This window comes from Synechococcus sp. HJ21-Hayes (assembly GCF_024345835.1).
In the GTDB taxonomy this organism is placed as follows: Bacteria; Cyanobacteriota; Cyanobacteriia; order PCC-6307; family Cyanobiaceae; genus Vulcanococcus.
The window spans coordinates 104,369-126,995 of the sequence record NZ_JAGQBW010000008.1; the positions used below are offsets into that span (position 1 = coordinate 104,369).

Annotated in this window: 24 protein-coding genes and 1 pseudogene; 13 read left to right on the plus strand and 12 right to left on the minus strand. The window is 68.1% G+C overall.

Annotated features, from left to right (window positions below; all coding sequences use genetic code 11):
• Positions 1 to 215 precede the first annotated feature (215 nt).
• Complete coding sequence (locus KBZ14_RS08225) at positions 216 to 431, minus strand: hypothetical protein (RefSeq protein WP_255117841.1); 216 nt, start codon at positions 429 to 431, stop codon at positions 216 to 218.
• 39 nt (positions 432 to 470) lie between these two features.
• Positions 471 to 734, minus strand: coding sequence for a hypothetical protein (locus KBZ14_RS08230; RefSeq protein ID WP_255117842.1), 264 nt, complete (start codon positions 732 to 734; stop codon positions 471 to 473).
• 95 nt (positions 735 to 829) lie between these two features.
• On the opposite strand from KBZ14_RS08230, the gene KBZ14_RS08235 reads away from it, so the two are divergent.
• Together KBZ14_RS08235 and KBZ14_RS08240 are read left to right on the plus strand one after the other, a co-directional pair.
• Positions 830 to 1,351 (plus strand): AbrB family transcriptional regulator, encoded by a 522-nt coding sequence (locus tag KBZ14_RS08235; RefSeq protein ID WP_255117843.1) that lies wholly within the window; start codon positions 830 to 832, stop codon positions 1,349 to 1,351.
• Between the two features lie 106 nt (positions 1,352 to 1,457).
• Entirely contained in the window at positions 1,458 to 1,862 is a 405-nt protein-coding gene (locus KBZ14_RS08240; RefSeq protein ID WP_255117882.1) for a DUF6554 family protein, read from the plus strand.
• Positions 1,863 to 2,240: 378 nt separating this feature from the next.
• On the opposite strand, the gene KBZ14_RS08245 is transcribed toward KBZ14_RS08240, so the two are convergent.
• Positions 2,241 to 3,815: an SNF2-related protein gene (locus tag KBZ14_RS08245; protein WP_255117844.1), complete on the minus strand. Its 1,575-nt coding sequence runs from the start codon at positions 3,813 to 3,815 to the stop codon at positions 2,241 to 2,243.
• A 194-nt stretch (positions 3,816 to 4,009) separates the two neighbouring features.
• On the opposite strand from KBZ14_RS08245, the gene KBZ14_RS08250 reads away from it, so the two are divergent.
• Positions 4,010 to 4,387: an HNH endonuclease gene (locus KBZ14_RS08250; protein ID WP_255117845.1), complete on the plus strand. Its 378-nt coding sequence runs from the start codon at positions 4,010 to 4,012 to the stop codon at positions 4,385 to 4,387.
• Positions 4,388 to 4,391: 4 nt separating this feature from the next.
• Here KBZ14_RS08250 and KBZ14_RS08255 read toward each other — a convergent pair whose 3' ends face one another.
• Entirely contained in the window at positions 4,392 to 4,595 is a 204-nt protein-coding gene (locus KBZ14_RS08255; RefSeq protein WP_255117846.1) for a hypothetical protein, read from the minus strand.
• 35 nt (positions 4,596 to 4,630) lie between these two features.
• On the opposite strand from KBZ14_RS08255, the gene KBZ14_RS08260 reads away from it, so the two are divergent.
• Positions 4,631 to 5,542, plus strand: a complete 912-nt coding sequence (locus KBZ14_RS08260) for a Rossmann-fold NAD(P)-binding domain-containing protein (protein WP_255117847.1) — start codon at positions 4,631 to 4,633, stop codon at positions 5,540 to 5,542.
• Positions 5,543 to 5,683: 141 nt separating this feature from the next.
• Complete coding sequence (pdxA, locus tag KBZ14_RS08265; protein WP_255117848.1) at positions 5,684 to 6,706, plus strand: 4-hydroxythreonine-4-phosphate dehydrogenase PdxA; 1,023 nt, start codon at positions 5,684 to 5,686, stop codon at positions 6,704 to 6,706.
• Here pdxA and accB read toward each other — a convergent pair.
• The gene (gene accB, locus KBZ14_RS08270; RefSeq protein ID WP_255117849.1) at positions 6,703 to 7,185 is read right to left on the minus strand and encodes an acetyl-CoA carboxylase biotin carboxyl carrier protein; all 483 of its coding nucleotides are present in this window, start codon (positions 7,183 to 7,185) and stop codon (positions 6,703 to 6,705) included. The two genes, pdxA and accB, sit on opposite strands and share 4 nt — an antisense overlap.
• Before the next feature lie 5 nt (positions 7,186 to 7,190).
• Positions 7,191 to 7,751 carry an elongation factor P gene (gene efp / locus KBZ14_RS08275; RefSeq protein WP_255117850.1) on the minus strand — a complete coding sequence of 187 codons (561 nt, stop codon included), beginning with the start codon at positions 7,749 to 7,751 and terminating at the stop codon, positions 7,191 to 7,193.
• Between the two features lie 67 nt (positions 7,752 to 7,818).
• On the opposite strand from efp, the gene KBZ14_RS08280 reads away from it, so the two are divergent.
• A complete protein-coding gene (locus tag KBZ14_RS08280; RefSeq protein WP_255117851.1) occupies positions 7,819 to 8,907 on the plus strand; it encodes a peptidylprolyl isomerase in 1,089 nt (362 codons plus the stop codon).
• A gap of 4 nt (positions 8,908 to 8,911) precedes the next feature.
• Positions 8,912 to 9,928, plus strand: a complete 1,017-nt coding sequence (thiL, locus tag KBZ14_RS08285) for a thiamine-phosphate kinase (protein ID WP_255117852.1) — start codon at positions 8,912 to 8,914, stop codon at positions 9,926 to 9,928.
• 68 nt (positions 9,929 to 9,996) lie between these two features.
• Here the strand turns inward: thiL and KBZ14_RS08290 are convergent, their stop codons facing one another.
• A complete protein-coding gene (locus tag KBZ14_RS08290) occupies positions 9,997 to 11,019 on the minus strand; it encodes a type I glyceraldehyde-3-phosphate dehydrogenase (protein WP_255117853.1) in 1,023 nt (340 codons plus the stop codon).
• Positions 11,020 to 11,190: 171 nt separating this feature from the next.
• On the opposite strand from KBZ14_RS08290, the gene murC reads away from it, so the two are divergent.
• Genes murC through KBZ14_RS08305 form a run of 3 tightly spaced genes read left to right on the plus strand, consistent with a single transcriptional unit; the run spans position 11,191 to position 13,935 of the window.
• Positions 11,191 to 12,633: a UDP-N-acetylmuramate--L-alanine ligase gene (gene murC / locus KBZ14_RS08295; protein ID WP_255117883.1), complete on the plus strand. Its 1,443-nt coding sequence runs from the start codon at positions 11,191 to 11,193 to the stop codon at positions 12,631 to 12,633.
• 2 nt (positions 12,634 to 12,635) lie between these two features.
• Positions 12,636 to 13,556: a UDP-N-acetylmuramate dehydrogenase gene (gene murB, locus KBZ14_RS08300; protein WP_255117854.1), complete on the plus strand. Its 921-nt coding sequence runs from the start codon at positions 12,636 to 12,638 to the stop codon at positions 13,554 to 13,556.
• Between the two features lie 40 nt (positions 13,557 to 13,596).
• Positions 13,597 to 13,935, plus strand: a complete 339-nt coding sequence (locus KBZ14_RS08305; protein ID WP_255117855.1) for a YbaB/EbfC family nucleoid-associated protein — start codon at positions 13,597 to 13,599, stop codon at positions 13,933 to 13,935.
• A gap of 15 nt (positions 13,936 to 13,950) precedes the next feature.
• Here the strand turns inward: KBZ14_RS08305 and rsgA are convergent, their stop codons facing one another.
• The 4 genes from rsgA to grpE are packed head-to-tail and all read right to left on the minus strand — an operon-like array spanning position 13,951 to position 17,004.
• On the minus strand, positions 13,951 to 14,985 hold the full coding sequence (rsgA, locus tag KBZ14_RS08310; protein WP_255117856.1) for a ribosome small subunit-dependent GTPase A: 1,035 nt from the start codon (positions 14,983 to 14,985) through the stop codon (positions 13,951 to 13,953).
• Positions 14,975 to 15,211: a sulfurtransferase TusA family protein gene (locus tag KBZ14_RS08315; protein ID WP_255117857.1), complete on the minus strand. Its 237-nt coding sequence runs from the start codon at positions 15,209 to 15,211 to the stop codon at positions 14,975 to 14,977. The genes rsgA and KBZ14_RS08315 overlap by 11 nt, the downstream gene beginning before the upstream one ends.
• Complete coding sequence (dnaJ, locus tag KBZ14_RS08320) at positions 15,208 to 16,326, minus strand: molecular chaperone DnaJ (protein WP_255117858.1); 1,119 nt, start codon at positions 16,324 to 16,326, stop codon at positions 15,208 to 15,210. Before dnaJ ends, KBZ14_RS08315 begins: the two co-directional genes overlap by 4 nt.
• A gap of 3 nt (positions 16,327 to 16,329) precedes the next feature.
• Positions 16,330 to 17,004 carry a nucleotide exchange factor GrpE gene (grpE, locus tag KBZ14_RS08325; protein WP_255117859.1) on the minus strand — a complete coding sequence of 225 codons (675 nt, stop codon included), beginning with the start codon at positions 17,002 to 17,004 and terminating at the stop codon, positions 16,330 to 16,332.
• 97 nt (positions 17,005 to 17,101) lie between these two features.
• On the opposite strand from grpE, the pseudogene KBZ14_RS08330 reads away from it, so the two are divergent.
• The 3 genes and pseudogenes from KBZ14_RS08330 (at position 17,102) to KBZ14_RS08340 (ending at position 21,315) form a co-directional block, all read left to right on the plus strand.
• Positions 17,102 to 18,904, plus strand: a pseudogene (locus KBZ14_RS08330) (GspE/PulE family protein).
• A 74-nt stretch (positions 18,905 to 18,978) separates the two neighbouring features.
• Positions 18,979 to 20,061 (plus strand): type IV pilus twitching motility protein PilT, encoded by a 1,083-nt coding sequence (locus KBZ14_RS08335; protein ID WP_255117860.1) that lies wholly within the window; start codon positions 18,979 to 18,981, stop codon positions 20,059 to 20,061.
• A complete protein-coding gene (locus tag KBZ14_RS08340; protein WP_255117861.1) occupies positions 20,062 to 21,315 on the plus strand; it encodes a type II secretion system F family protein in 1,254 nt (417 codons plus the stop codon).
• Here the strand turns inward: KBZ14_RS08340 and KBZ14_RS08345 are convergent.
• Entirely contained in the window at positions 21,308 to 22,588 is a 1,281-nt protein-coding gene (locus tag KBZ14_RS08345; protein ID WP_255117862.1) for a BaiN/RdsA family NAD(P)/FAD-dependent oxidoreductase, read from the minus strand. The two genes, KBZ14_RS08340 and KBZ14_RS08345, sit on opposite strands and share 8 nt — an antisense overlap.
• Between the last annotated feature and the right edge of the window lie 39 nt (positions 22,589 to 22,627).

The following is a 22,627-nucleotide window of genomic DNA, read 5'->3' on the forward strand; positions in this document are numbered from 1 at the left end:
GGCAACCGCAGTGTTGATCGATTGCATCAGCTGGAACGTAGCGTCCGAAAAGAGAGCAAGGGGCTGTGCAGCACTTGGCTGCCGAACCATGGTTGGCGAGAACCCGACAGGGAGCCACAGCCAGAGCCGAGAAATCGCGGCTTCTTGAAACTAACTTAAGACCTGGTCTTCAAAATACGAAGGCCAGGCCAGCAAAGCTGTTGCGAAATCGACACTCAGGTACCAGGTTCTTCCCGGTTGCCACCAAGGTCGGCGATCTGATCCCTCAACTGATCCACCCGCTGCTGATCACCGCGGGTGATGGCAACGGCGAGGGCGAATTCAAGCTTTTCGAGCTGGTGCCCACCATCGGCATAGCCCCGCTGCTGACAGGCCGGGGTCTGAGGGGTTGCGGAGCGAGTAGCAGGGCGATGGCTGTTGAGGTTGGCCATGGTTCGCTTTCTTCCCATTCTGTCACCGTTGGCCAGCTCTTAGGCGGCCATGGGCAACTCGGCATCAGCATCTCCCGACTCGGCCAGCAGCGAACGGCAGTCCGCCAGCAGAGATTCCACGGTCTCGAGACTGCGGAGCTCATCGGCATCGGGCTCGAGCGGCGTGGCCATCCCATCCAGCTGCAGCTCCAGGGCAGCCAAGCGCTGCTCCAGCTTCACCAGGCGGTGGGAGAGAGCTGTCACGGTCTGGGCGAGATCTTCAGTGGTGCGCGTAATCCGAAAGGACACCGATTGGCTGTTCATCCGCCCAGGGCAACTGCGCCGATGACACCACACAACGGGGCCTGACTCAAGCCATCCGCTCCCAGACTGAGCCACGTCTGCGGAACTGACCCCCCATGTCACCCCTCCTCACCCTGCTGGTGTACGTGCTGGCCGGCCTGGGCGGAGGTCTGCTGGCCCTGCGCACGGGTATCCCAGCCGCACCCCTAGCCGGCGCCCTGCTGGGGGCCGCGCTCGTCAGCATGAGTGGCCGACTGGAGGTGGCCCAGTGGCCCAGTGGCAGCCGCACCATGCTGGAGATCGCCATCGGCACGGTCATCGGCACAAGCCTCACCAGCACCGCCCTGGCCGAGCTGCGCGAGCTCTGGCGCCCGGCGGTGTTGATCACCGTGACTCTGGTCATGACCGGCCTCGTGGTGGGGCTGTGGTGCAGCCGACTGCTTGGTGTGGATCCCGTGGTGGCCCTGCTGGGAGCCGCACCCGGCGGCATCAGCGGCATGAGCCTGGTGGGAGCCGAGTTCGGGGTGGGGGCGGCCGTGGCCGCACTCCATGCCGTGCGCTTGATCACTGTGTTGCTGGTGCTGCCGCTGATGGTGCGCCTGGTGCTGGGGAATGGCGGCGGCTCACCCCCTGGATAGGGGGCGCGGGCATCGATACGGTGGGCCCGCAGGATTTGTGCCCATGGCCCGCATCGCAAGCTTCCGCTCCCTGGCCAAACGCCTGGCCCGCAGCCTTCCCCTCTGCATGGTGGGCGTGCTGGGGGTGCTTCCGGCAGCAGCACAGGCCGCCGATGGCACAAACAGCCCCGGCGGGAAAGGGGCCCAAGTGTACTGCTACATGCGCAGTGCGGGCAACAACCATGAGGTGAGCTGGAATGCCGCCTATGCCCTGATCAAGCGCCAAAGCGCGAGCATGTTCAAGACTTCACCCGAACACGCAGCCGTGATGATCACCGAGGCGGTGGTCCAGAACCCAGGCAGCTTCCCGGACTGCGGCAAGTACCTCGGCAGCCTGTTTGAGAAATCTGCAGCCCGTGAGGCGACTACCAACTCCGCTAGATCTGGTTCTGCTGCGGGTGAGGCCAACCCATCAGCTCCGGTGAGCGGCCAACCGAGCTCCACCCCTCGCTCAGACCGCTACGCCTACTAAATCCTGTGTCCCGATCCTCACCGCTGAGCCCCTGGGCCATCCTGGCCTTAGCGGCGCCGATGCTTCTGGGGGGTTGCTACGACCCGGCCCCCGACCCACGCAGCAGCGGACCTGGGGTGGATGACTGCCTGCGAAATGTGCAGATGGACCAGCTGACCGAGGCCATCGGCCGCTGTGATGCCGTAGTGAGCGCCCATCCCAATGCGCCCCAACCCCGCAATGAACGCGCGTTGTTGCACAGCCTCGCCGGGCAGACAGAGGCCTCCTGCATTGACAGTCGAGCGGCCGCTGCCTTACTGCAACGCCAGCACAAGGGAGTCAGCCAGGACGCGGTGCTAGTGGAGGAGATCCACCTGCGCATGCGCAGCTGCCAACCCCTCACCAATCCACCAGCAGCTGGCGCACCATCTGGGCAAAGGTCTGGCGTCGCAAGGCCGTAGTGCCCTGCTGCAGCAGCAGATCGATGCGCTGGGCCTTGCTGGCGATCAGGCCATCCACCAGTTGATCGGCCACCCCCAGCTGCAACCAGTGACACTGCAAGCTGCCCTGCATTCCGATGCGATGGCAGCGATCCTCGGCCTGCTCGGCATCCCCGGGGGTCCAGGGCCGCTCCAACAGGACCACATGGCGAGCACGGTGCAGGGTGTAGCCCAGGCCACCCACCCCAAAGGTGCTCACCAGCAGGGTGTCCCTCCCGGCCTGAAAGCGGTCCACCTGCCGCTGGCGATCGGCGGGCTTCAGCCGGCCGGTGAGCAGACCACCCCCCAGGCGCGCCTGCAGCAGCTCGGCGGCGGCCACGTAGGCCGTGAACACCAGCACGGAATCGCCCCCGCCCAGCAATTCCTCCACCAGCTCTGCCACGGCCGGCAACTTGTATTCCGCACCGATCTGGCGCAGGGCCGTGAACACCGCCAGGGCTTCGGCATCGCGGCGCACTAGACCAGCCGCTGATCGGCGGCGATAGTCGTCCACCTTGAGCTGCAGGCGATGCTGAAAGCCCTGGCCCTCAGCCGGGTTGAGCTCCACCGGCACCAGGCGGCGCTGCTTGGGGGGCAGATCCAGACAATCCGCCTTGCCGCGATGCAACAGGAGCGGCCGGGTGAGCCGATGCAGCTCCTCAAGCTGGCTGGCCCCGAGGGCATGCCAGTGACGCACGCCGCCACTCTCACTCCAGTGGCCCTGGCAGTAGCGCTCCTCGAAGGCCCGCTGGTCGGCGGAGAGGGGATGGCCAATGGCCGCCAGCAACGGAAACAACTGCACCGGCCGGCCGTTCTTCATGGGGGTGCCGGTGAGCAGCCAGGCCGCCCGTAGACGGGGATGGCGGGCCAGCTTCAGAAAGGCCCGGGTACGCGCTGCCGAGAGGTTCTGGGCGTAGTGGGCCTCATCGGCGATCAGCACCGTGCCGGCGGGCGGCAGCTGGCGGGGCAGGCGCGCCCAGCTCAGCAGCTCGAGCTGCAGCTCGAGGGCCGCGGCCTCCTGGCGCCAATGGCTGTGCAGCCCGGCCGGCGCAATCACGGCAATGCGGCAATCGGCGCTGCGCACCAGGGCGCGGGCCGCCGCCAGGGCGGTGAGAGTTTTGCCGAGTCCCATGGCATCTGCCAGCAGGGCACCCCGACGGGCCAGCAACCAACGGGCCGCCACCCGTTGATGGGCAAACAGGCAACGCCCATCCGGCAGCGGTTGCTCCAGAGCGGCAGCCCGCACCAGAAGGCGGTGGGGCGGTAGCGGCGGTAGGGGCTGCTCGAGCCACTCGAACCATTGCTGCAGCTCCGGCTCAATCGCGAAGCGGGCGGCGAACTGCTGCCGCAACGGGACTGCCGCCTCCAGGGGAAACTCCCAACAGCGCAACCGCGAGCGCCACACCCCCCGGGGCCGCACCGCCCGCAACTGGGCCTGGGTGACGGCGTCGAAGGGGATCACCACCTCGATGGTGCCGGCTGGCCCCAGACGCATCTGACAGCCAGCCAAAGCAGCCCAGCTCGCCGATGGTACGCCAGCAATCTAACGGGCCAGCTCCATGCTCGCTTCCAAATCTAGGGCGACCACAACGACGCGCAAGAGCTCGCAACAAACTGCCCAAACTGCATCCCTCGACACATTGACAACCCAGACACTGCAGGCAGACTCTCTGCAACCGAGCGAATCGGATGCACGCCAAGGACGCTGTTTTCCTTGAAGATCTGTGCCCCAAACTTCGTGTTCGACGCTGGAGACAATCTCTCCACAGTTTTACCAACAAGAGCTGCATTTACTGCGGCAAACCATCAGAATCGATTGATCACGTTCTGCCCCAGAGCCGCGGCGGCCTGAGCGTGACCGAAAACTGCGTACCAGCCTGCCTGGCCTGCAATGGCCACAAGAGCGATACCGACGCCTTCGAGTGGTATCGCCGCCAGCGCTTCTACGACCCCCGCCGGGCCATGGCGATTCGAGCCTGGATGGATGGCGACCTGCGGCTCGCCGTTCGCCTGCTGCAGTGGGCCACTCCGGGGGCCAGCCCGGCCACGATGCTGCAGGCCGCATGAGCACTCACCACACCCGGCAGGCCGCAGCCCCGTTGTGGCGCTGACAGATGTCCGCCTGGGCGATGGGCTGCTCCGGAGCCAACAGCGCAGCGACCAGCACCAGGCCAGGCACCAGGGCCAAGGCCAGCGGCACCCGGCGAACCCTGGGGGGCACGTGCGCAAAGCGCGCCGGGGAGGCAAAGGGAGTAGAGAGACAGGACGCGGTCATCAGCCGGGATCGCGGGAAGTAATACAGGTGTACTCATGGCATCCGGGGCTGTCAACCCTCGTGCACGTGTTCTGGTGTTGGGCGGTGGCTACACAGGCCAGCGCTTCGCGGCAGCCATGGCGCAGCGGGGAGCTGCGGTATGGCTGACCCATCGCGACGACACACCACCAAGCGCGGGGCGCGACGACACACTCACCTGGCTGCGCTTCGACCCGGACCATGGCCACCAGCCGGCCCTGCCGGAGGGCCTCACCCATGTGTTGAGCACAATTCCGCCAGACAGGGCCGGGCGCGATGCAGCCCTTGAGTTGCTACTGCAGGAGCTGCGTTTGCAGCCCCTGGAGTGGCTGGGCTACCTGTCCACCACGGGGGTGTACGGCGACACCCAGGGGACCTGGGTAGATGAAACCAGCCCTACCAACCCCGGCCTGCAGCGCAGCCAGGCGCGCTTGCGCTGCGAACAGACCTGGCTGAGCAGCGGCCTACCGGTGCAGAGCTTCCGGCTACCGGCGATCTATGGCCCCGGACGCTGCCCGTTTCAACAGCTGGAGGCCGGCACCGCCCGGCTGATCCACAAACCCGGCCAGGTGTTCTGCCGCATCCACGTGGACGACATCGTGGGCGCCCTGATGCATTGCCTGAACCAGCCGGCAGCACAGCGGCCCGCCCTGGTGAACGTGAGCGACGACACCCCCTGCCCCTCGAGTGAAACCCTCAGCTATGCCGCCCATCTGCTGGGCTGCAAGCTGCCCCCCCTGCAACAGTTCGCAGAAACGGCCGCCAGCATGAGCGCCATGGCGCGCAGCTTCTGGGCGGACAACCGCCGCGTCAGCAACGCTCGGCTGTGCCAGGAGCTCGGCTACCGGCTGCGCTTTCCGAGTTACAGGGAAGGGTTCCGAGCCTCCCTGGAGGAGGAGCGCGGTTCCAGACTGGTGACGCCGGGCTGAGCGCCAGGCTGGGCATCCGGATCCGGCACAAACGGCACCCCGACATCGTGCAGGAACTGATCCCAGTGCAGCTCCACCCAGCCCTTCTCCACACCGGTCACCAGCCCGAAGGCGAGTCCCGCAAGCAGCAACCAGCGCACCATGCCCGAACCGGCTCGAGATGCCAACGCTAGGCAGTGCCGCCTGGCCATTCCCCTAGGCGACCCCGCCGGCATCGGCGCCGAGGTGACCCTCAAGGCCCTGGCGGACTGGCCAACGCACCAGCCCGCACCGCTGCTGGTGGGTTGCCGGCGCTGGCTGGAAGCCCAGTACCAGCAGCTGCGGGCCGTGGTCCCTGCCCCCCTGGCCGATCCCGCCGAGCTGGACCTGCTGGACCTGCCCCTATGCGACGCCGTGGCCCCCGGCCAAGCCAGCGCTGCCAGCGGTGAGGCTAGCTTCCGCTGGCTGAGCGCGGCCGTGGACCTGGTACTGCAGGGCCGCTGCCAGGCCCTCACCACCGCCCCGATCGCCAAGCACGCCTGGCATGCCGCCGGCCACCCCTATCCGGGCCAGACCGAACGGCTGGCGGAACTGGCGGGGGCAGCAGAAGCCTCGATGCTGTTCACGGCTCGCTCGCCCCAGAGCGGCTGGAGGCTCAACACCCTGCTGGCCACCACCCACATCCCCCTGCGGGCGGTGCCCGCAGCCCTCACGCCGGAGCGGATCAGCAGCAAGCTGGACACCCTGCTGGCCTTCTGCCAACGGTTCCGCCAACGGCCGCGGCTGGCGGTAGCCGGGCTCAATCCCCATGCCGGCGAGCAGGGCCAGCTGGGCCGAGAAGAGCAGGACTGGCTGATCCCGGCCCTGGCCCAGTGGCAGCGGCTGCATCCCGAGGCCGAGTTGTTGGGTCCGCTACCGCCGGACACCTGCTGGCTGGAGGCGGGTCGGGCCTGGCACGGCGCCCAGGAGCACCAGGCCGCCGACGGCACCCTGGCCCTCTATCACGACCAGGGCCTGATCCCCGTGAAGCTGCTGGCCTTCGACCAGGCCGTGAACACCAGCCTGGGGCTGCCGTTCCTGCGCACCTCACCAGACCACGGCACCGGCTTTGGCATCGCCGGCCAGGGCCAGGCCCGGGCCGACAGCATGCGGGCTGCCCTGGATACGGCGGCGGAGCTGGGTTAGCCGGGCTTAACGCGCATCAGCACCTGGCCGAACTCCACCGGGGTGCCATTTTCCACCAGGATCTCCACCACCTCGCCGCTCACCTCGGCCTCCAGCTCGTTCATGAGCTTCATGGCCTCGAGGATGCAGACGGTTTGGCCGGCATTGATGCGGGCGCCCAGCTCCACGAACGAGGGTTCGCCTGGGGCGGGAGAGCGGTAGAAGGTGGCCACCATCGGGGCGGTGATCTCCACCAGATCGCTGCGAACAGCCGGAGCCGCCGGGGGGGCTGCGGAGGGGGCCACGGGGACCGCTGGCGCGGGCAACACCGGGGCGGCCACGGCAGGAGCGGCGGCCTGCATCACCACCTGGGGCTGGGCTGCCGGCAGGTTGCGGCGCAGCTCCAGACGGAAATCATCGCCCTCGAGCTTCAGTTCCTGGATGTCGCTCTCACCCAACAGGGTGATGAGCTCGCGCAGTTGGGTGTGGTCGAGCTGCATGGCGATCAGTTCTCGCGTCCGAGGTAGCTATCGGTGCGGGTGTCGATCTTGATCTTCTCGCCGATGGAGAGGAACAGGGGGACCATCACCTGGGCACCGGTCTCGACGATGGCGGGCTTGGTGCCGCCGGTGGCGGTATCGCCCTTCACACCAGGATCAGTCTGGGTGATTTCCAACACCACGGAGTTGGGCAGTTCCACCTCGAGGGGTTTGCCGTTCCAATAGACGACGCTCACCTCCATGCCTTCCTTGAGGTATTTGCGAGTGTCGCCGATCTGCTTAGCGGTGAGGCGGGTCTCCTCGTAGGAGGCCATGTCCATGAACACGTAGTCGTCGCCCTCCATGTAGGTGTGCTGGAGGGTGGCCTTCTCCAGCACCGCCTGGGGCATGGTCTCCCCAGCCCGGAAGGTCTTCTCCACAACGTTGCCGCTCTGCACCGCCTTCAGCTTGGTGCGCACGAAAGCCGAACCCTTGCCAGGCTTCACGTGCAGGAATTCCACGACGCGCCACACCTGGCCGTCCAACTCAATCGTGGTGCCGGTACGAAAATCGTTGCTCGAGATCATTCCGGCAGAACGGTTCAGGCCGGATTGTACGGCTGTGGCAGAGTCCAGACAGAGACAAGGCTGCAGCATGGATCTCAAGCGCTGGCCCCCCTTCCGCTGGCTGCTGGCCCTGCTGGTGGCTGTAGGACTCGGCTGGGGCCCTCTGGCGGCGCCGGCCCAGGCGGCCCTGCCCCCCGGCAACGCCGTGACCGACCCGGCCGCGATCCTGCGCGATGCCCTGCCGATCCAGCAGGGCGATCTTCAGGACTTGCAACATCGCCTGGAGAGCACCAGCGACGACCTGCGGGCCAAGCGCTGGACCGCCCTCGCCGGCACGGTGCGCCGCAGCCAGGCCCTGCTCACCACGCGCCGGGCCTCGATCCTGGCCAGCCTGCCACCCGCCACCCAGGCCCAGGGGGCCGAACTGCTCGACCAGCTGGACAGCCAACTGCAGACCCTGGCCGCCTCCAGCGACAGCCAGAACCGCGACACCTTCCTGGACGACCGGCGCGCAGTCCTGGCCAGCGTGGGCCAGCTGGAAGCCCTGCTGGTGGGGGAGTTCCCCTATGCGATCCCGGCGGAATTCGACAACCTGCCCCGCCTGCTGGGCCGGGCCACGGTGGCGATCGAAACCACTAAGGGCCCCCTCACCGCCGTGGTGGATGGCTACAACGCCCCGCTGACGGCCGGGGCCTTCGTGGATCTGGTGCAGAAGGGCTTCTATGACGGCCTGCCCTTCACCCGCGCCGAGGATTTCTACGTGCTGCAGACCGGCGATCCAAAGGGAGCCGAAAGCGGCTACGTCGACCCCAAAACCAAGGCCGAGCGCCCCGTGCCCCTGGAGATCATGGTGCCGGGGCAGCAGCAGCCCTTCTACAACCAGACCTTCGAGGATCTGGGCATGTTCAAGGCCACGCCGGTGCTGCCCTTCGCCACCCTGGGCACCCTGGGCTGGGCCCACTCCGATGAAGCCCTCGACGACGGCTCCTCCCAGTTCTTCTTCTTCCTCTACGAAGCGGAACTCACCCCAGCCGGCCTCAACCTGGTGGATGGCCGCTATGGGGCCTTCGGCTATGTGGTGGATGGCTTCGACGTGCTCGAGGAGCTGGGCGTGGACGACGGCATCGTGAAGGCAACGGTGATCGACGGCAGCGAGAACCTCAAACCCCACGCCTGAACCCATGGACCCCCAGGCGGCCAGGGAAGCGGTGCTGCTGCGCGACCTGGGGGAATGGGAGCTGCTGCGCCGGCTGGCGGCCTTTGCCCCACCGGGCCAATTCGACGATGACGCCGCCCTGCTACAAGAAGAGAGCGGGCGACAGCTGGTGGTGAACACCGATGTGCTGGTGGAGGGCCTGCACTTCAGCGACGCCACCATGGAGCCCGGGGACGTGGGCTGGCGGGCGGCGGCGGCCAACCTCTCCGACCTGGCGGCCATGGGCTGCCGCAGCGTGGTGGGCCTCACGGTGGGGCTGGTGGCACCGGCGCTGACGCCCTGGTCCTGGGTGGAAGGCGTATACCAGGGGCTGGATCAGGCCCTGCAGCGTTTTGGCGGCATCCTGCTGGGGGGCGACTGCAGCGGCGGCGGCCAACGGCTGCTGGCCATCACCGCCATGGGACACCTGGGCAGCGGGGCCATCCGCCGCTGCGATGGGCGGCCTGGCGACCTGCTGGTGAGCACAGGCCCCCATGGCCTCAGCCGGCTGGGGCTGGCCCTATCGCTGGGGGAGCTGGACGGGGCGGGGCTCAGTGCCGCCCTGCGGGAGCGGGCCATCCGCGCCCATCAACGGCCCCAACCGCGGCTCGATGCGGTGGCGGCCCTGGAGCAGAGCCGGCCAGCCGGCCGGCTCTGGCGCGTGGGCGGCACGGACAGCAGCGACGGGCTGGTGGCCGCCGCTGCCGGCATCGCCCGGGCAAGCCACTGCCAGGCCCTACTGGATCGCAGCGCCCTGCCCCTGGATGCCGAGCTGGCGGAGCTGGCCCAGGGGGAGGCCTGGTGCCTGGCGGGCGGCGAGGACTTTGAACTGGTGCTGGCCCTGGAGCCTGCCTGGGCTGAGGCCCTGCTGGCCTCCCTGCCCGGGACCAGCCGCATCGGCGTGCTGGCGGCCAACAGCGCCACCCAGTCGGCAGCCCCGGTGGCCTGGCTGCAGGGCGATGCACCCTTTCCCGCCAGCAGCGGCTTCACCCATTTCCGCTGAGACCCTGCGGGCCGGCCATGAAAAAAGCCGCCCTGAAGGGCGGCCAGGGATTAACGGGAGCGCTCAGCTCACTTCCAGTTGCGGGCCACCACTTCGGCCAGGTCCACAACGCGCTGGCTGTAACCCCACTCGTTGTCGTACCAGGAGATCACTTTCACCATGTTGTCGCCCATCACCAGGGTGAGCTCGGAGTCCACGATGGTGGACTCGTCGGTGCCGGCGTGGTCGCTGGAGACCAGGGGCAGGTCGGAGTACTTGATGATGCCCTTCATCGCGCCCTCGGAGGCCGCCTTGAGCACCGCATTCACCTCATCGCGGTTGGTGCTGCGGCTCACTTCCAGCACCATATCCACCACGGACACGTTGGGGGTGGGCACGCGCATGGCAATGCCGTTCAGCTTGCCCTTCATCGGGGGGTACACCAGGGCCACGGCCTGGGCTGCACCGGTGGAGGTGGGCACGATGTTCACGGCAGCGGCACGGGCACGGCGCAAGTCGCGGTGGGAGGCGTCGAGGATGCGCTGGTCACCCGTGTAGCTGTGGGTGGTGGTCATCGTGCCTTTCACGATGCCGAAGGTCTGGTCGAGCACCTTCACGATCGGTGCCATGCAGTTTGTGGTGCAGCTGGCGTTGCTGAGGATGTCGAAATCCTCGTGGCGATACTGGTCGGCATTCACACCCACCACGAAGGTGCCCACACCGGCGCCCTTGCCGGGGGCGGTGAGGATCACCTTCTTGGCACCGGCCTGGAGGTGCTTGCTAGCACCCACGTCGTCGTTGAACACGCCGGTGGACTCGATCACCAGGTCGACGCCCCACTCCTTCCATGGGAGGTTGAGCGGGTTGCGATCGGAGAAGCACTTGATCGCTTTGCCGTTCACCACGATGGTGTCGTCGGTGTAGCTCACCTCCGCATTACGGATGCGGCCCAGCATCGAGTCGTACTGGAGCAGGTGGGAGTTGGTCTTCGGATCGGAGGTGTCGTTCAGACCCACCACCTCGATGCCGGTGTTCGCCCCACGGCTCAGCCAACAGCGCATGAAGTTGCGACCGATCCGGCCGAATCCATTGATCGCAACGCGCAGGGTCATGGCGGAGTGCGGGAAACCCGCTAGCAAGGGGGGATTTGGCAGCCGATCATACAGAGATCATCGAGCCGTCCCCATTTGGGGACCGGTGGGCCAAAGCCTGTCGCGGCACCGCCTGAACAGAAGACAAGGGGAGGATGCCGGCTTAACTTCTCAGCAGGCTTGGAGACGCCCTTGGCCCAACAGCTCGATCCCCATCAGCCTCTTCACTTCATCGGGGTTGGTGGCATCGGCATGTCGGCCATCGCCGGGATCCTGGCGGACAGGGGATTTCAGGTGAGCGGCTCGGATCCCCGCGACAACGCCGTGCTGCAGGACCTGCGCAGCCGTGGGGTGCGGGTGTTCCGCGAGCAGAGTGCCACCACCATCTCCGCCATCCGCAGTGGAATCTCCAAACCACCACTGGTGGTGGTGAGTTCCGCCGTTCCCGCCAGCAACCCCGAACTGGTGGAGGCCCAGCGGATGGGGCTCACCATCACCCACCGCTCCGACGTGCTGGCCTCGCTGATCGCCGGCCAGAGCTCCATTGCCGTGGCCGGCAGCCACGGCAAAACAACCACCAGCACCCTGGTGGCCAGCCTGCTTCACGCCACCAACCGCGATCCCACCGCCGTGATCGGCGGCATCGTGCCCGCCTTCGGCAGCAACGGCCGCAGCGGGCAGGGGGCCCTGCTGGTGGCGGAAGCCGACGAATCGGATGGCTCCCTGGTGAAATTCCAGGCCTCCCTAGGGCTGATCACCAACCTCGAACTCGATCACACCGATCACTACCCAGACCTGGCAGCCCTGATCGCCACCCTGCAGCGCTTCGGCCGGGGCTGCCAGACCCTGCTGGCCAACCGCGACTGTCCGATCCTCAAAGAGCACTTCGAGGCCAGTCACTGGTGGTCCACCCGCAGTGCCGAGCGGGCGGACTTCGCCGCGATCCCGGTGGAGCTGCATGGCGACAGCACCGTGGCCAACTTCTACGAGCAGGGTGTCTTGGTGGGCAGCTTCACCCTGCCCCTACCCGGCCTGCACAACCTCAGCAATGCCACCGCCGCCATGGCGGCCTGCCGCTTGCACGGGGTGTCCTTCGCCGAGCTGCGCCTGGCGGTGGCGGGGCTGCAGGCCCCTGGCCGCCGCTTCGACTACCGCGGCAGCTGGAACGACCGCCTCGTGGTGGACGACTACGCCCACCACCCCAGCGAAGTGGAGGCCACGCTCGCCATGGCCCGGCTGATGGTGACCAGCGGCCGCAGCCCCCTGCCCGCAGCCCCTCAACGGCTGCTAGCCGTGTTCCAGCCGCACCGCTACAGCCGCACAGCCGAGTTCCTCGAACCCTTTGCCCAGGCCCTCAGCCAGGCGGATGCGGTGCTGCTGGCACCCCTCTACGCCGCCGGTGAAGTGCCCCTACCGGGCATTTCCAGCGAGGCCCTGGCGGCCGCCATCCATCGCCTCCAGCCTGAGCTACAGGTGGCTGTGACCAGCAGCATCGACGACCTCGCCGATGCGGTGGTGGAGCACAGCCGCCCCGGCGATCTGGTGCTGGCCATGGGGGCCGGCGATGTGAATGGCCTGTGGAGCCGCCTGGACGAGCGCCAGGGACAGGACGCCGGCCTGCCCCTGGCGGCCTGAACATGGCCGGCACGCCCCCCCCGGCAGGACTGCGGCGGGCGGTGAGCCTGGCGGACTTCACCACCTGGAAGGTGGGAGGCCCAGCCGAGTGGTTCTGTGAGCCGGACACCCTTGAGCAGGTGCTGGCCCTGAGCCAATGGGCGCGGCTGCAGGGACTGGAGCTGCGGGTGATCGGCGCCGGCTCCAACCTGCTGGTGAGCGACGCGGGCCTCGAGGGCCTCACCCTCTGCAACCGGCGGCTGCAGGGGGCTGCCCTGGATGCCGGCAGTGGCGTGATCGAAGCCCAGGCCGGCGAACCCATTCCCACCCTGGCGCGCCGCGCCGCCCGGGCCGGCCTCAGCGGCCTGGAGTGGGCGGTGGGAATCCCCGGCACCGTGGGCGGCGCCGTGGTGATGAATGCCGGAGCCCAGGGGGGCTGCACCGCCGAGTGGCTCACGGACGTGACCGTGCTCGATCCCCGGGGCAGCGGCGAGCCCTTCGTGCTGCAGGCCAGCGAGCTGAACTTCGCCTACCGCCACAGCCGCCTGCAACAGGAGCCGCTGCTAGTGCTCTCGGCCCGGTTCCGGCTGGAGGCCGGCCACGATCCAGCCGCCGTGAGCCGCCGCACCAGCGGCAACCTGCACAGCCGCACCAGCACCCAGCCCTACCAGCAACCCAGCTGCGGCAGCGTGTTTCGCAATCCGGAACCCCAGAAGGCCGGCCAACTGATCGAGGGCCTGGCCCTGAAGGGGCGGAGCATCGGTGGCGCCCAGGTGTCGCCGCTGCACGCCAACTTCATCGTGAACACCGGCGGAGCCACCGCCCAGGACATTGACCAGCTGATCGCCCTGGTGCAGCAGAGCGTGGCTAGCGCCCACGGCATCGAGCTCCACACCGAGGTGAAACGCCTCGGCCGTTTCCACGGCCTGGCCCTGGCCACCTGAGGGCGGCGTCCTAGCTTGCTGCCACTCCACTGCAGGCGGCATGGCTGGCTTCGGACTCCCCAACTTCGGCCAGCTCACCGAGGCCTTCAAAAAAGCGCAGCAGATCCAGCAGGACGCGGCCAAGCTCCAGGAAGAGCTCGATGCCATGGAACTGGAGGGCAGCAGCAGTTGCGGCCGCGCCAGCGTGTGGCTGTCGGGCAACCAGCAACCCCTCAAAGTGAGCCTGGCCCCCGAACTGCTGGCGGAGGGTTCCACTGCCGCCGAAACCGCCACCCTCGAGGCCCTCAAGGCCGCCTACGAGCGCTCCACCACCACCATGAAGGAACGCATGGAGGAGCTCACCGGCGGCCTCAACCTCAACCTGCCGGGCCTGGGCTGACCGGCCGGCCGCCGCTCACTCCTCCGCAGGGTCGCTCTGGCGGCGGAGCTTGCGCGAAGGCTGCCGTAGGCGCTGAGCCAGCTGCGGCTCAGGGCGACCGCCTCGCTGCTTGAGCCCCGCCACCTCCGAGCTGCGCTGGCGCCCTCGCTCGCGCTCCACCTGGGCCAGCAGCGTGTCCAGGCAGCTGATGTAGAGAGGATAACGCTCCCAGACCTCGCCCACCGCGCAGCCTGGATCCCCCTGGTGCAGGCAGTTCTTGAACCGACAGGCCGCCCCCTCCAGGCGCGCACGGATCTCGGGAAACAACCGGGCCAGCTCAGCCGGCTCCTCCGGCAGATCGGGGCGATTGAACCCGGGTGTATCGGCCAGCAGGGCACCCTCTGCCAGCGGGAACAACTCCACATGACGGGTGGTGTGGCGCCCCCGCTGAAGGCGGCCCGACACCGAGCCCACCCGCAGGACCAGCTGAGGCACCAGGGCATTGATCAGGCTGCTCTTGCCCACGCCGGAGGGGCCGCACAGCACGGCGATGCCCGGCTGGCTGAGCCGCTGGCGCAGGGCCTCCATCCCCTCCCCCCGCTGGGCGGACACCAGCAGCGGGGCATAGCCCCAGGCCGCGAACCGCTGTTGCCAGGCCAGGCGCTGGTCGGGCGTGAGCAGATCGGCCTTGGTGAGCACCAGATCCACCGCCACCCCGGTGCGCTCGGCGGTGAGCAGAAAGCGGGTGAGCTGCAGGGGATCAAGGGCGGGCTGGGCCAGGGCCACCACCACCACCACCCGGCTGCAGTTGGCCACCGCCGGCCGCTCCAGCAGGCTGTGGCGGGGGGCTACGGCGGCCACCGCAGCCCGGCGCTCCAGCCAATCCACGCCCTCCACCTGGACGCGATCCCCAACACAGATCTGCTGACCGGTTTTGCCCAGGCGGGTGCGGCGCACGCAGAGCAGCTGCGCCACGCCGGAAGGGCCCGGCTGCTCCAGCTGCACCCGGCAGAAATTCGCCTCCAGGGCAATCACCAGACCGGGCAACTGCTGGAGCGCCTCAGCCCCCATGGCAACAGACCATCAAGCGCACGGCGCCATCGGCGAGGCGCTCCAGCTCCACCCGGTGGCCGGCACCCCGTAGCCCCTCGGCCACCATCAGCTCCGGCTCGCCCGCATCCAGATCGAGCTGGAGCCAAGCGCCGACCTCGAGGGTTTCGAGGGCCAGCTTGCTGCGGATGAAATTCAGCGGGCAGGGGGTGCCGCGCAGATCCAGGTGGGCCGCGGGCTCACTCACCCGAACAGGCCGCCGAACAGACCGCTCTTGTGGGGATGCTTGTGGCCCTTGGCGGTGTGATGGCCCGCCAGTTGCTCCAGCAACTCCCGCTCCTCACCGTTGAGCTTGGTGGGCAGCTGCACCTTGAGGCTGATCAGATGGTTGCCGCGGGCCACGGGATTGCCCAGCCTCGGCACCCCCTTGCCGCTAAGGGTGAGCACCGCCCCCGGCTGGGTGCCTGCCGGGATCTCCAGCGGTGTGGGGCCATCCACGGTATCCACCTCGATGGTGTCGCCCAGGATGGCCTGGAGGTAATTCACGTTCACCTCCGAGTGGATGTTGATGCCATCACGCCGCAGGGTGGGGTGCGACTGCACCGTGAGAAACACATAGAGATCGCCGGCGGGACCACCCCGCTGGCCGGCATTGCCCTCGTTGGCCACCCGCAGGCGGGTACCGGAATCCACGCCAGCCGGAATGTTGATGCGCAGCTTCTTACGCACCTGCTGCAGGCCCTGGCCACCGCAGGCGTTACAGGGGTCGGCAATCACCTGGCCCGTGCCCTCGCAGGTGGGGCAGGGAGCCACCTGGGTGAAGCTGCCGAAGGGCGTGCGGGTGGCGCGGCGCACCTGGCCGGCACCGCCACAGGTGCCACAGGTGGTGGGGCCGCTGCCAGCCTTGGCTCCGGAACCGCTGCAGGTGTTGCAGGTTTCCAGGTGCCGCACCTGAACTTCCTTTTCCTGGCCGAAGATCGCCTCACTGAAGCTGATCGTGAGATCGAGCCGCAGGTCGTCGCCCTGGCGTGGACCCCGGCGACGCTGGCCCCCGGCCTGGGGCGCGCCACCAAAACCGCTAAAGAAGGTCTCGAACAGGTCAGCGAAGCCGCCCATATCGCCCATATCGGGCATGCCACCGCCACCGCCGAGGCCCGCCTCGCCGAACTGGTCGTAGCGGGAACGGGTCTGGGGATCGCTGAGCACCTCGTAGGCACGGCCGATCTCCTTGAACTTGTCCTCAGCGCCGGGATCCTTGTTGATGTCTGGGTGGTACTGGCGAGCCAGGCGGCGGTAAGACCGCTTGAGGGTATCGGCGTCAGCGTCGCGGCTGACCCCCAGCAGGTCGTAATAGTCCGCCATCGATCAGGCCTCGTGCTCGGCAGGCGTATCGCCAGCCTGGGGAGCATCGGCCGCGGCGCCCGCGGGGCCAGGCCCCATGGACACCTTCACCAGGGCATGGCGCAGCACCCGGCCATTGAGGTGATAGCCCCGCTGCAGCTCGGCGATCACCACATCCTCCACGTGGTCGTCGCTGGGTTCGCGCAGCACCGCCTCGTGCAAGTTGGGATCGAAGGGCTCACCCTCCACCCGCATCGGCGACACACCCAGCTGCTTGAACACATCAACCAGCTGCTTGTAGAGGCCCTGGTAGCTGCGGTGCAGGGCCTGGGCCTCCTCATGCTGGGGATCAAGCTGCTGGCGCGCCCGCTCGAAGTTGTCCACCACCGGCAGGATCTCGCTGAGGGTGGAGCAGGCGATCTGCACCCGAAGGTCGTCCTGGTCGCGGCTCTGGCGCTTGCGGAAATTGTCGAAGTCGGCGGCGATGCGCATGTACTGGCCCCGCACGGTTTCGTGCTCAGCCTGGAGGCTGCTCAGCTCGGCCTCCAGTTGTCGCACCCGCTCAGCGGGATCACTGGCCTCGGCCGGGGCCTCGCTGACGGCGGAGTTCTCCTCCGGGGCGGCCGTGGTGGCATCCACGCTGTCTGCACCGATGGCCGCGGCGGGATCCTGGGGGAACGGGGTGGCGTCGCCGCTCATGCTGACCAAAAGCTGAGATCTGATCTAGACATGTTGATGTGAAAGGGCACCCCCCCACAAGCGGCGGAAGCCCGCACCTCCCGCTCGGGCCACTGGCATGACGCTGACCCCCTCGCGGCCTGTGCCCACGGCCACCTTGGCCAGCCAGCAGCGCCTGGAGGTGGAGCTGCTGCTGGGGGAGCCGGTGCTCAGCCCTGGGGAGCTGCAACAGGCGGGAGCCGAGCGCTGGAGCTGGAGCCCGGCGTTGTCGCGGGCGCGCTGCCAGGAGCTGGGCTGCCTGCCGGTGCGGCAAGAGCAGCAGGAGCTGGTAGTGGCGGTGCCCACCCACTGGGCACCAGAGCAACGCCAACAACTCCTGGATCTGGTCGCGGCCCCAGGCGGCAGGCCCGTGGCCCTGCGGCTGGCCCTGCAGCCCGACATCCAAACCGCCCTGAATGCGTCCCCAGCGCCGCAGCCGGCTCCAGCAGCGGCCCTCACCCCCAAGCCGCGGGCGTCACTACTGCAGGAGATCGACCTCAGCGAAGCGCGGGAAACGGCCACGGAGGCCGCGCCCGCCGATCTCGATCTGGAGAACAGCGAAGGCGCCAACGCCTCGCCGATCGTGAGCCTGGTGGACAAGGTGCTGGTGCAGGCCCTCAGCACAGGTGCCAGCGACATCCACATCGAACCCCAGGAAGACGGGTTGGTGGTGCGGTTCCGCCAGGACGGGGTGCTGGAGCAACTGGAAAAGCTGCCTCGCTCGATTGCGCCGGCAGTGGCCTCCCGGCTCAAGGTGATGGCCGATCTGGACATCGCCGAGCGGCGCCTGCCCCAGGACGGCCGCATCCGCCGGCGCTACCGGGGCAAGACCTTCGACCTGCGGGTGAGCACCCTGCCCACCCGCTACGGCGAAAAGGTCTGCATGCGGCTGCTGGACAGCGGCGCCACCCAGCTGGGGCTCGACAAACTGATCACCGACCCCCTGGCCCTGGCCAGCATCCGCGACATGGGCTCCAAGCCCTTCGGGATGATCCTAGTGACCGGCCCCACCGGCTCCGGCAAATCCACCACCCTCTACTCCCTGCTGGCGGAACGGAATGACCCGGGCATCAACATCTCCACCGTTGAAGACCCGATCGAATACAGCCTCAAGGGCATCGCCCAGACCCAGGTGAACCGGGAAAAGGGCTACGACTTCGCCATGGCCCTGCGGGCCTTCATGCGCCAGGACCCCGACGTGCTGCTGGTGGGAGAAACCCGCGACCTGGAAACCGCCAAGACCGCCATTGAAGCCGCCCTCACCGGCCACCTAGTGCTCACCACCCTGCACTGCAACGACGCCCCCACCGCCATTGCACGCCTGGCGGAGATGGGGGTGGAGGCCTTCATGGTGAGCGCCTCCCTGATCGGGATCGTGTCCCAGCGGCTGCTGCGGCGGGTGTGCCCCAGCTGCCGGGTGCCCTATCACCCCAGCGCCCAGGAGCTCGGGCGCTTCGGTCTGTTCGCCGCCAGCGAGCAAAGCATCACCTTCTACCGGGCCAAGCGGGAACGCACGGCCCAGGAGGAGGCCTGCCCCCACTGCCAGGGCATCGGCTACAAGGGCCGCATCGGCGTCTACGAGGTGCTGCGCATCAACGAGACCCTTGCCAGCGCCATCGCTCAGCAGGCCAGCACCGATCAGATCCGCAAGCTGGCGATTGAATCGGGCATGAAAACCCTGCTGGGCTACAGCCTGGATCTAGTGCGCCAGGGCCACACCTCCCTGGAGGAGGTGGAGCGGATGATCCTCACCGACTCAAGCATGGAATAAGAACGGCGTAGCGAGGCCCGCCACACCCTCAGTTGCCAGGGGTGCGGGGCCGGCCCGCGCGATGAATGGCTGGAGTGTCCCTACTGCCTCACGCCGCGAGGCCAACTCTGAGCCCGGCGGGGCCGTTGCCGCACCCCCCTGCGCTCCACAGACTGCATTCAGGGATCGCCCGCCAGCGCAGCGCCATGGACCTCCAGATCGAAGAGCTGATGGAGGAGCTGGTGCAGGCCGGCGGCAGCGATCTGCACCTAGCCGCTGGTCAGCCCCCCTACGGCCGCTTCAGCGGCCAGCTCAAGCCCATGCGGGAACAGGCCCTGAGTGAGGACGTGTGCAACCGGTTGATCTTCTCGATGATCAACAACGCCCAGCGCAAGCAGCTGGAGCAAACCTGGGAGCTCGACTGCGCCTATGGGCTCAAGGGAGTCTCGCGTTTCCGGGTGAATGTGTACCGCCAGCGGGGCAGCTATGCGGCCTGTCTGCGGGCACTGGGCAACACCATCCCCAGCCTCAAGGCCCTGAATCTGCCGTCGGTGGTGGAGGAAACCAGCCGGCGGCCCAGGGGGCTGATCCTGGTGACGGGACCCACCGGCTCCGGCAAGACCACCACGCTGGCGGCCCTGCTCAACCACATCAACCAGACCCGCGCCGAGCACATCCTCACCATCGAGGACCCAATCGAGTTCACCTACAAAAACGACCAGAGCCTGATCCACCAGCGCCAGCTGGGGGACGACACCCGCAGCTTCAGCGCAGCCCTGCGGGCTGCCCTGCGGGAGGACCCGGACGTGATCCTGGTGGGGGAGATGCGCGACCTGGAAACCATCCAGCTGGCCATCACCGCCGCTGAAACAGGCCACCTGGTGTTCGGCACCCTGCACACCAGCTCCGCCTCCCAGACGGTGGACCGCATGGTGGATGTGTTCCCAGGCGATCAACAGACCCAGATCCGCGTGCAGCTCAGCAGCTCCCTGGCCGGGGTGTTTTCTCAGACACTGTGCAAGCGGCTCAACCCGGCGCCGGGCCAGTTCGGCCGGGTGATGGCCCAGGAAATCCTGATCAACACGCCCGCGATCGCCAACCTGATCCGCGAGGGCAAAACGGCGCAGCTCTATTCCCAGATTCAAACGGGCGGCCAGATGGGCATGCAGACCCTGGAAAAGGCCCTGGCCGACCTGGTGCTGCAGGAAACCGTGAGCCACGAGGAAGCCATGGCCAAAGCCGGCAAGCCCGATGAACTGGGCCGCCTGCTCGCCGGCAAGCTGAGCTGAATGCCCATCTTCACCGCCACTTACACCACCCGAGCCGGCCAGACCCGCCAGCTGCAGCTGCAGGCGGCGGATGCGGCCAGCGCCAAGCGCGACCTACGCCGCCGGGGCATCGTGCCCACCGGCCTCCAGACCGGCGAGTTGAAAACCCAGCCCAGCCCTCAGGCCAAACCCAGCGGCAACCTGCTGAGCAGCGATCTCAGCGCGCTGCTGGAGGCCAAGCCCGGCATCCGCGAAAAGGCACTGTTCGCCAACAAGCTGGCCGCCCTGGTGGATGCCGGGGTGCCGATCGTGCGCAGCCTGGATCTGGTGGCCGGCCAGCAGCGCATGCCGCTGTTCAAGCGGGCCCTCACCGCCGTGGGCCAGGAGGTGAGCCAGGGAGGCAACCTGGGCGGTGCCATGCGGCGCTGGCCCAAGGTGTTCGACCAGCTCACCATCGCCATGGTGGAAGCAGGGGAAACCGGCGGGGTGCTGGATGAAACCCTGCGACGCCTGGCGAAATTGCTGGAGGGCAACGCCAAGCTGCAGAACCAGATCAAGGGCGCCATGGGCTACCCGGTGGCGGTGCTGGTGATCGCCGTGCTGGTGTTCTTGGGGATGACGATCTTCCTGATCCCCACCTTTGCCGGCATCTTCGAAGACCTGGGCGCCGAGCTGCCGCTGTTCACCCAGTTGATGGTGGACCTGAGCAAGGTGCTGCGCTCCTCGTTTTCCGTGCTGCTGGGCGGCGGGATCCTGGTGGGGGGCTGGCTGTTCAGCCGCTACTACGCCACCCCGGTAGGCCGGCGCAAGGTGGATGCTCTGCTGCTGAAGCTGCCCCTGTTCGGGGACCTGCTGCAGAAAACAGCCACCGCCCAGTTCTGCCGCACCTTCAGCTCGCTCACCCGGGCCGGTGTGCCGATCCTGCTTTCGCTGGAGATCGTGCAGGAAACCGCCGGGAACAGCGTGATCGGCGACGCCATCGTGGACTCCCGACGGGATGTGCAGGAGGGCATTCCCCTGAGCGTGGCCCTCAGCCGCAAACAGGTGTTCCCCGATCTGGCCCTGAGCATGCTGGCCATTGGCGAGGAAACCGGCCAGATGGACGCCATGCTCTCCAAGGTGGCGGACTTCTACGAAGACGAGGTGGAGGCCGCCGTGAAGGCCCTCACCTCCATGCTGGAGCCGGCCATGATCGTGATCGTGGGCGGCATCGTGGGCTCGATCCTGCTGGCGATGTACCTACCGATGTTCTCGATCTTCGATCAGATCAAATAGCCGAGGCGGCGGCGGCGATTGCCTCGCCGGCGAGCCAGCCGGAACTCCAGCAGTGTTGGAAGTTGAACCCTCCGGTGACGCCATCCACGTCCAGCAGTTCCCCCACCAGATACAGGCCGGGCACCTGGCGGCTCTCCATCGTGGCCAGGTTCATCTCCCCCAGGGGCACCCCCCCGGCGGTCACAAATTCCTCGCCGAAGGGGCCGCGGCCGGCCACCGGATAGCGGCTGGCGCGCAGGGCCTGGATTAGCCCCTGTTGCTGCGGTTTGGTGAGGTCGGCCCAGCGCCGCTCGGCCTCCACCCCCTGCTGCTCCAGCAGGTGCAACCACAGCCGGCGACTCAGCTCCGGCCAGGGGCGGAAATTACTGAGCTGCCGCCGGGCCTGCTCGCGGCGGCAGGCGGCAAACAGAGCCTCGAGGTCGGCGAGGGAGCGGCCGCCCGTCCAATCGAGCTTCAGCTGCGCCCTGTAGCCGGCGGCATGCAGGGCTCGGGCGGCGAAGGCCGTGAGCCGCAGGGTGGCCGGCCCGCTCAGGCCCCAGTGGGTGATCAGCACCGGACCCTCCTGGCGCAGGCGCTGGGGGGTGCCGGGCGCAGCATCGGCGAGCAGCTCGAACTCCAGCTCGAGAGCCACCGGATCCATCACCACCCCCGCCAGGGCCACCAGGGGGTTGGGCTTGAAGGCGAGGGTGAACAGCGAGGGAACCGGCGGCACCAAGCCGTGGCCCAGCTCTGCCGCCAGCCGTCGACCACTGGGATGGCTGCCGGTGGCGAGCACCAACCGCTCACAGCTGAGGACCGCTCCGCCCCGCAGCTGCAGGCTGAACCCCCCCTGCGGCAGAGCCTCCACCGCCTGCAGGGCCGTGCTGGTGCGCAGCTCCACGCCAGCGGTGCTTGCCGCCTGGCGCAGGGTGTGGATCACAGACGTGGAGCGGTTGCTGCGGGGGAAGAGGCGGCCATCGGCCTCCTCCACCAGCTCCAGGCCGTGGTCGTCGAACCAGGCCACCGCATCGCCACTGGCAAAGCGGCTGAAGGGACCCCGCAGGGCCTTGCCCCCACGGGGGTAGTAGCCCACCAGGGCACGGGGATCCCAGCAGGCGTGGGTGACGTTGCAGCGGCCGCCGCCGCTGATCAGCACCTTGCCCAGGGGCTCGGGGGTGCTCTCGAGCACCAGCACCCCCCGGGCCCCCGCCTCGGCGGCGCTGATGGCTGCCATGAACCCCGCCGGGCCGCCGCCGGCCACCACCACGGGCCAATGCTGGGGAGCAGCAGTCATGGGGGAAGGAACAAAGCGGGTGAAGGGCAACGGGCAGCA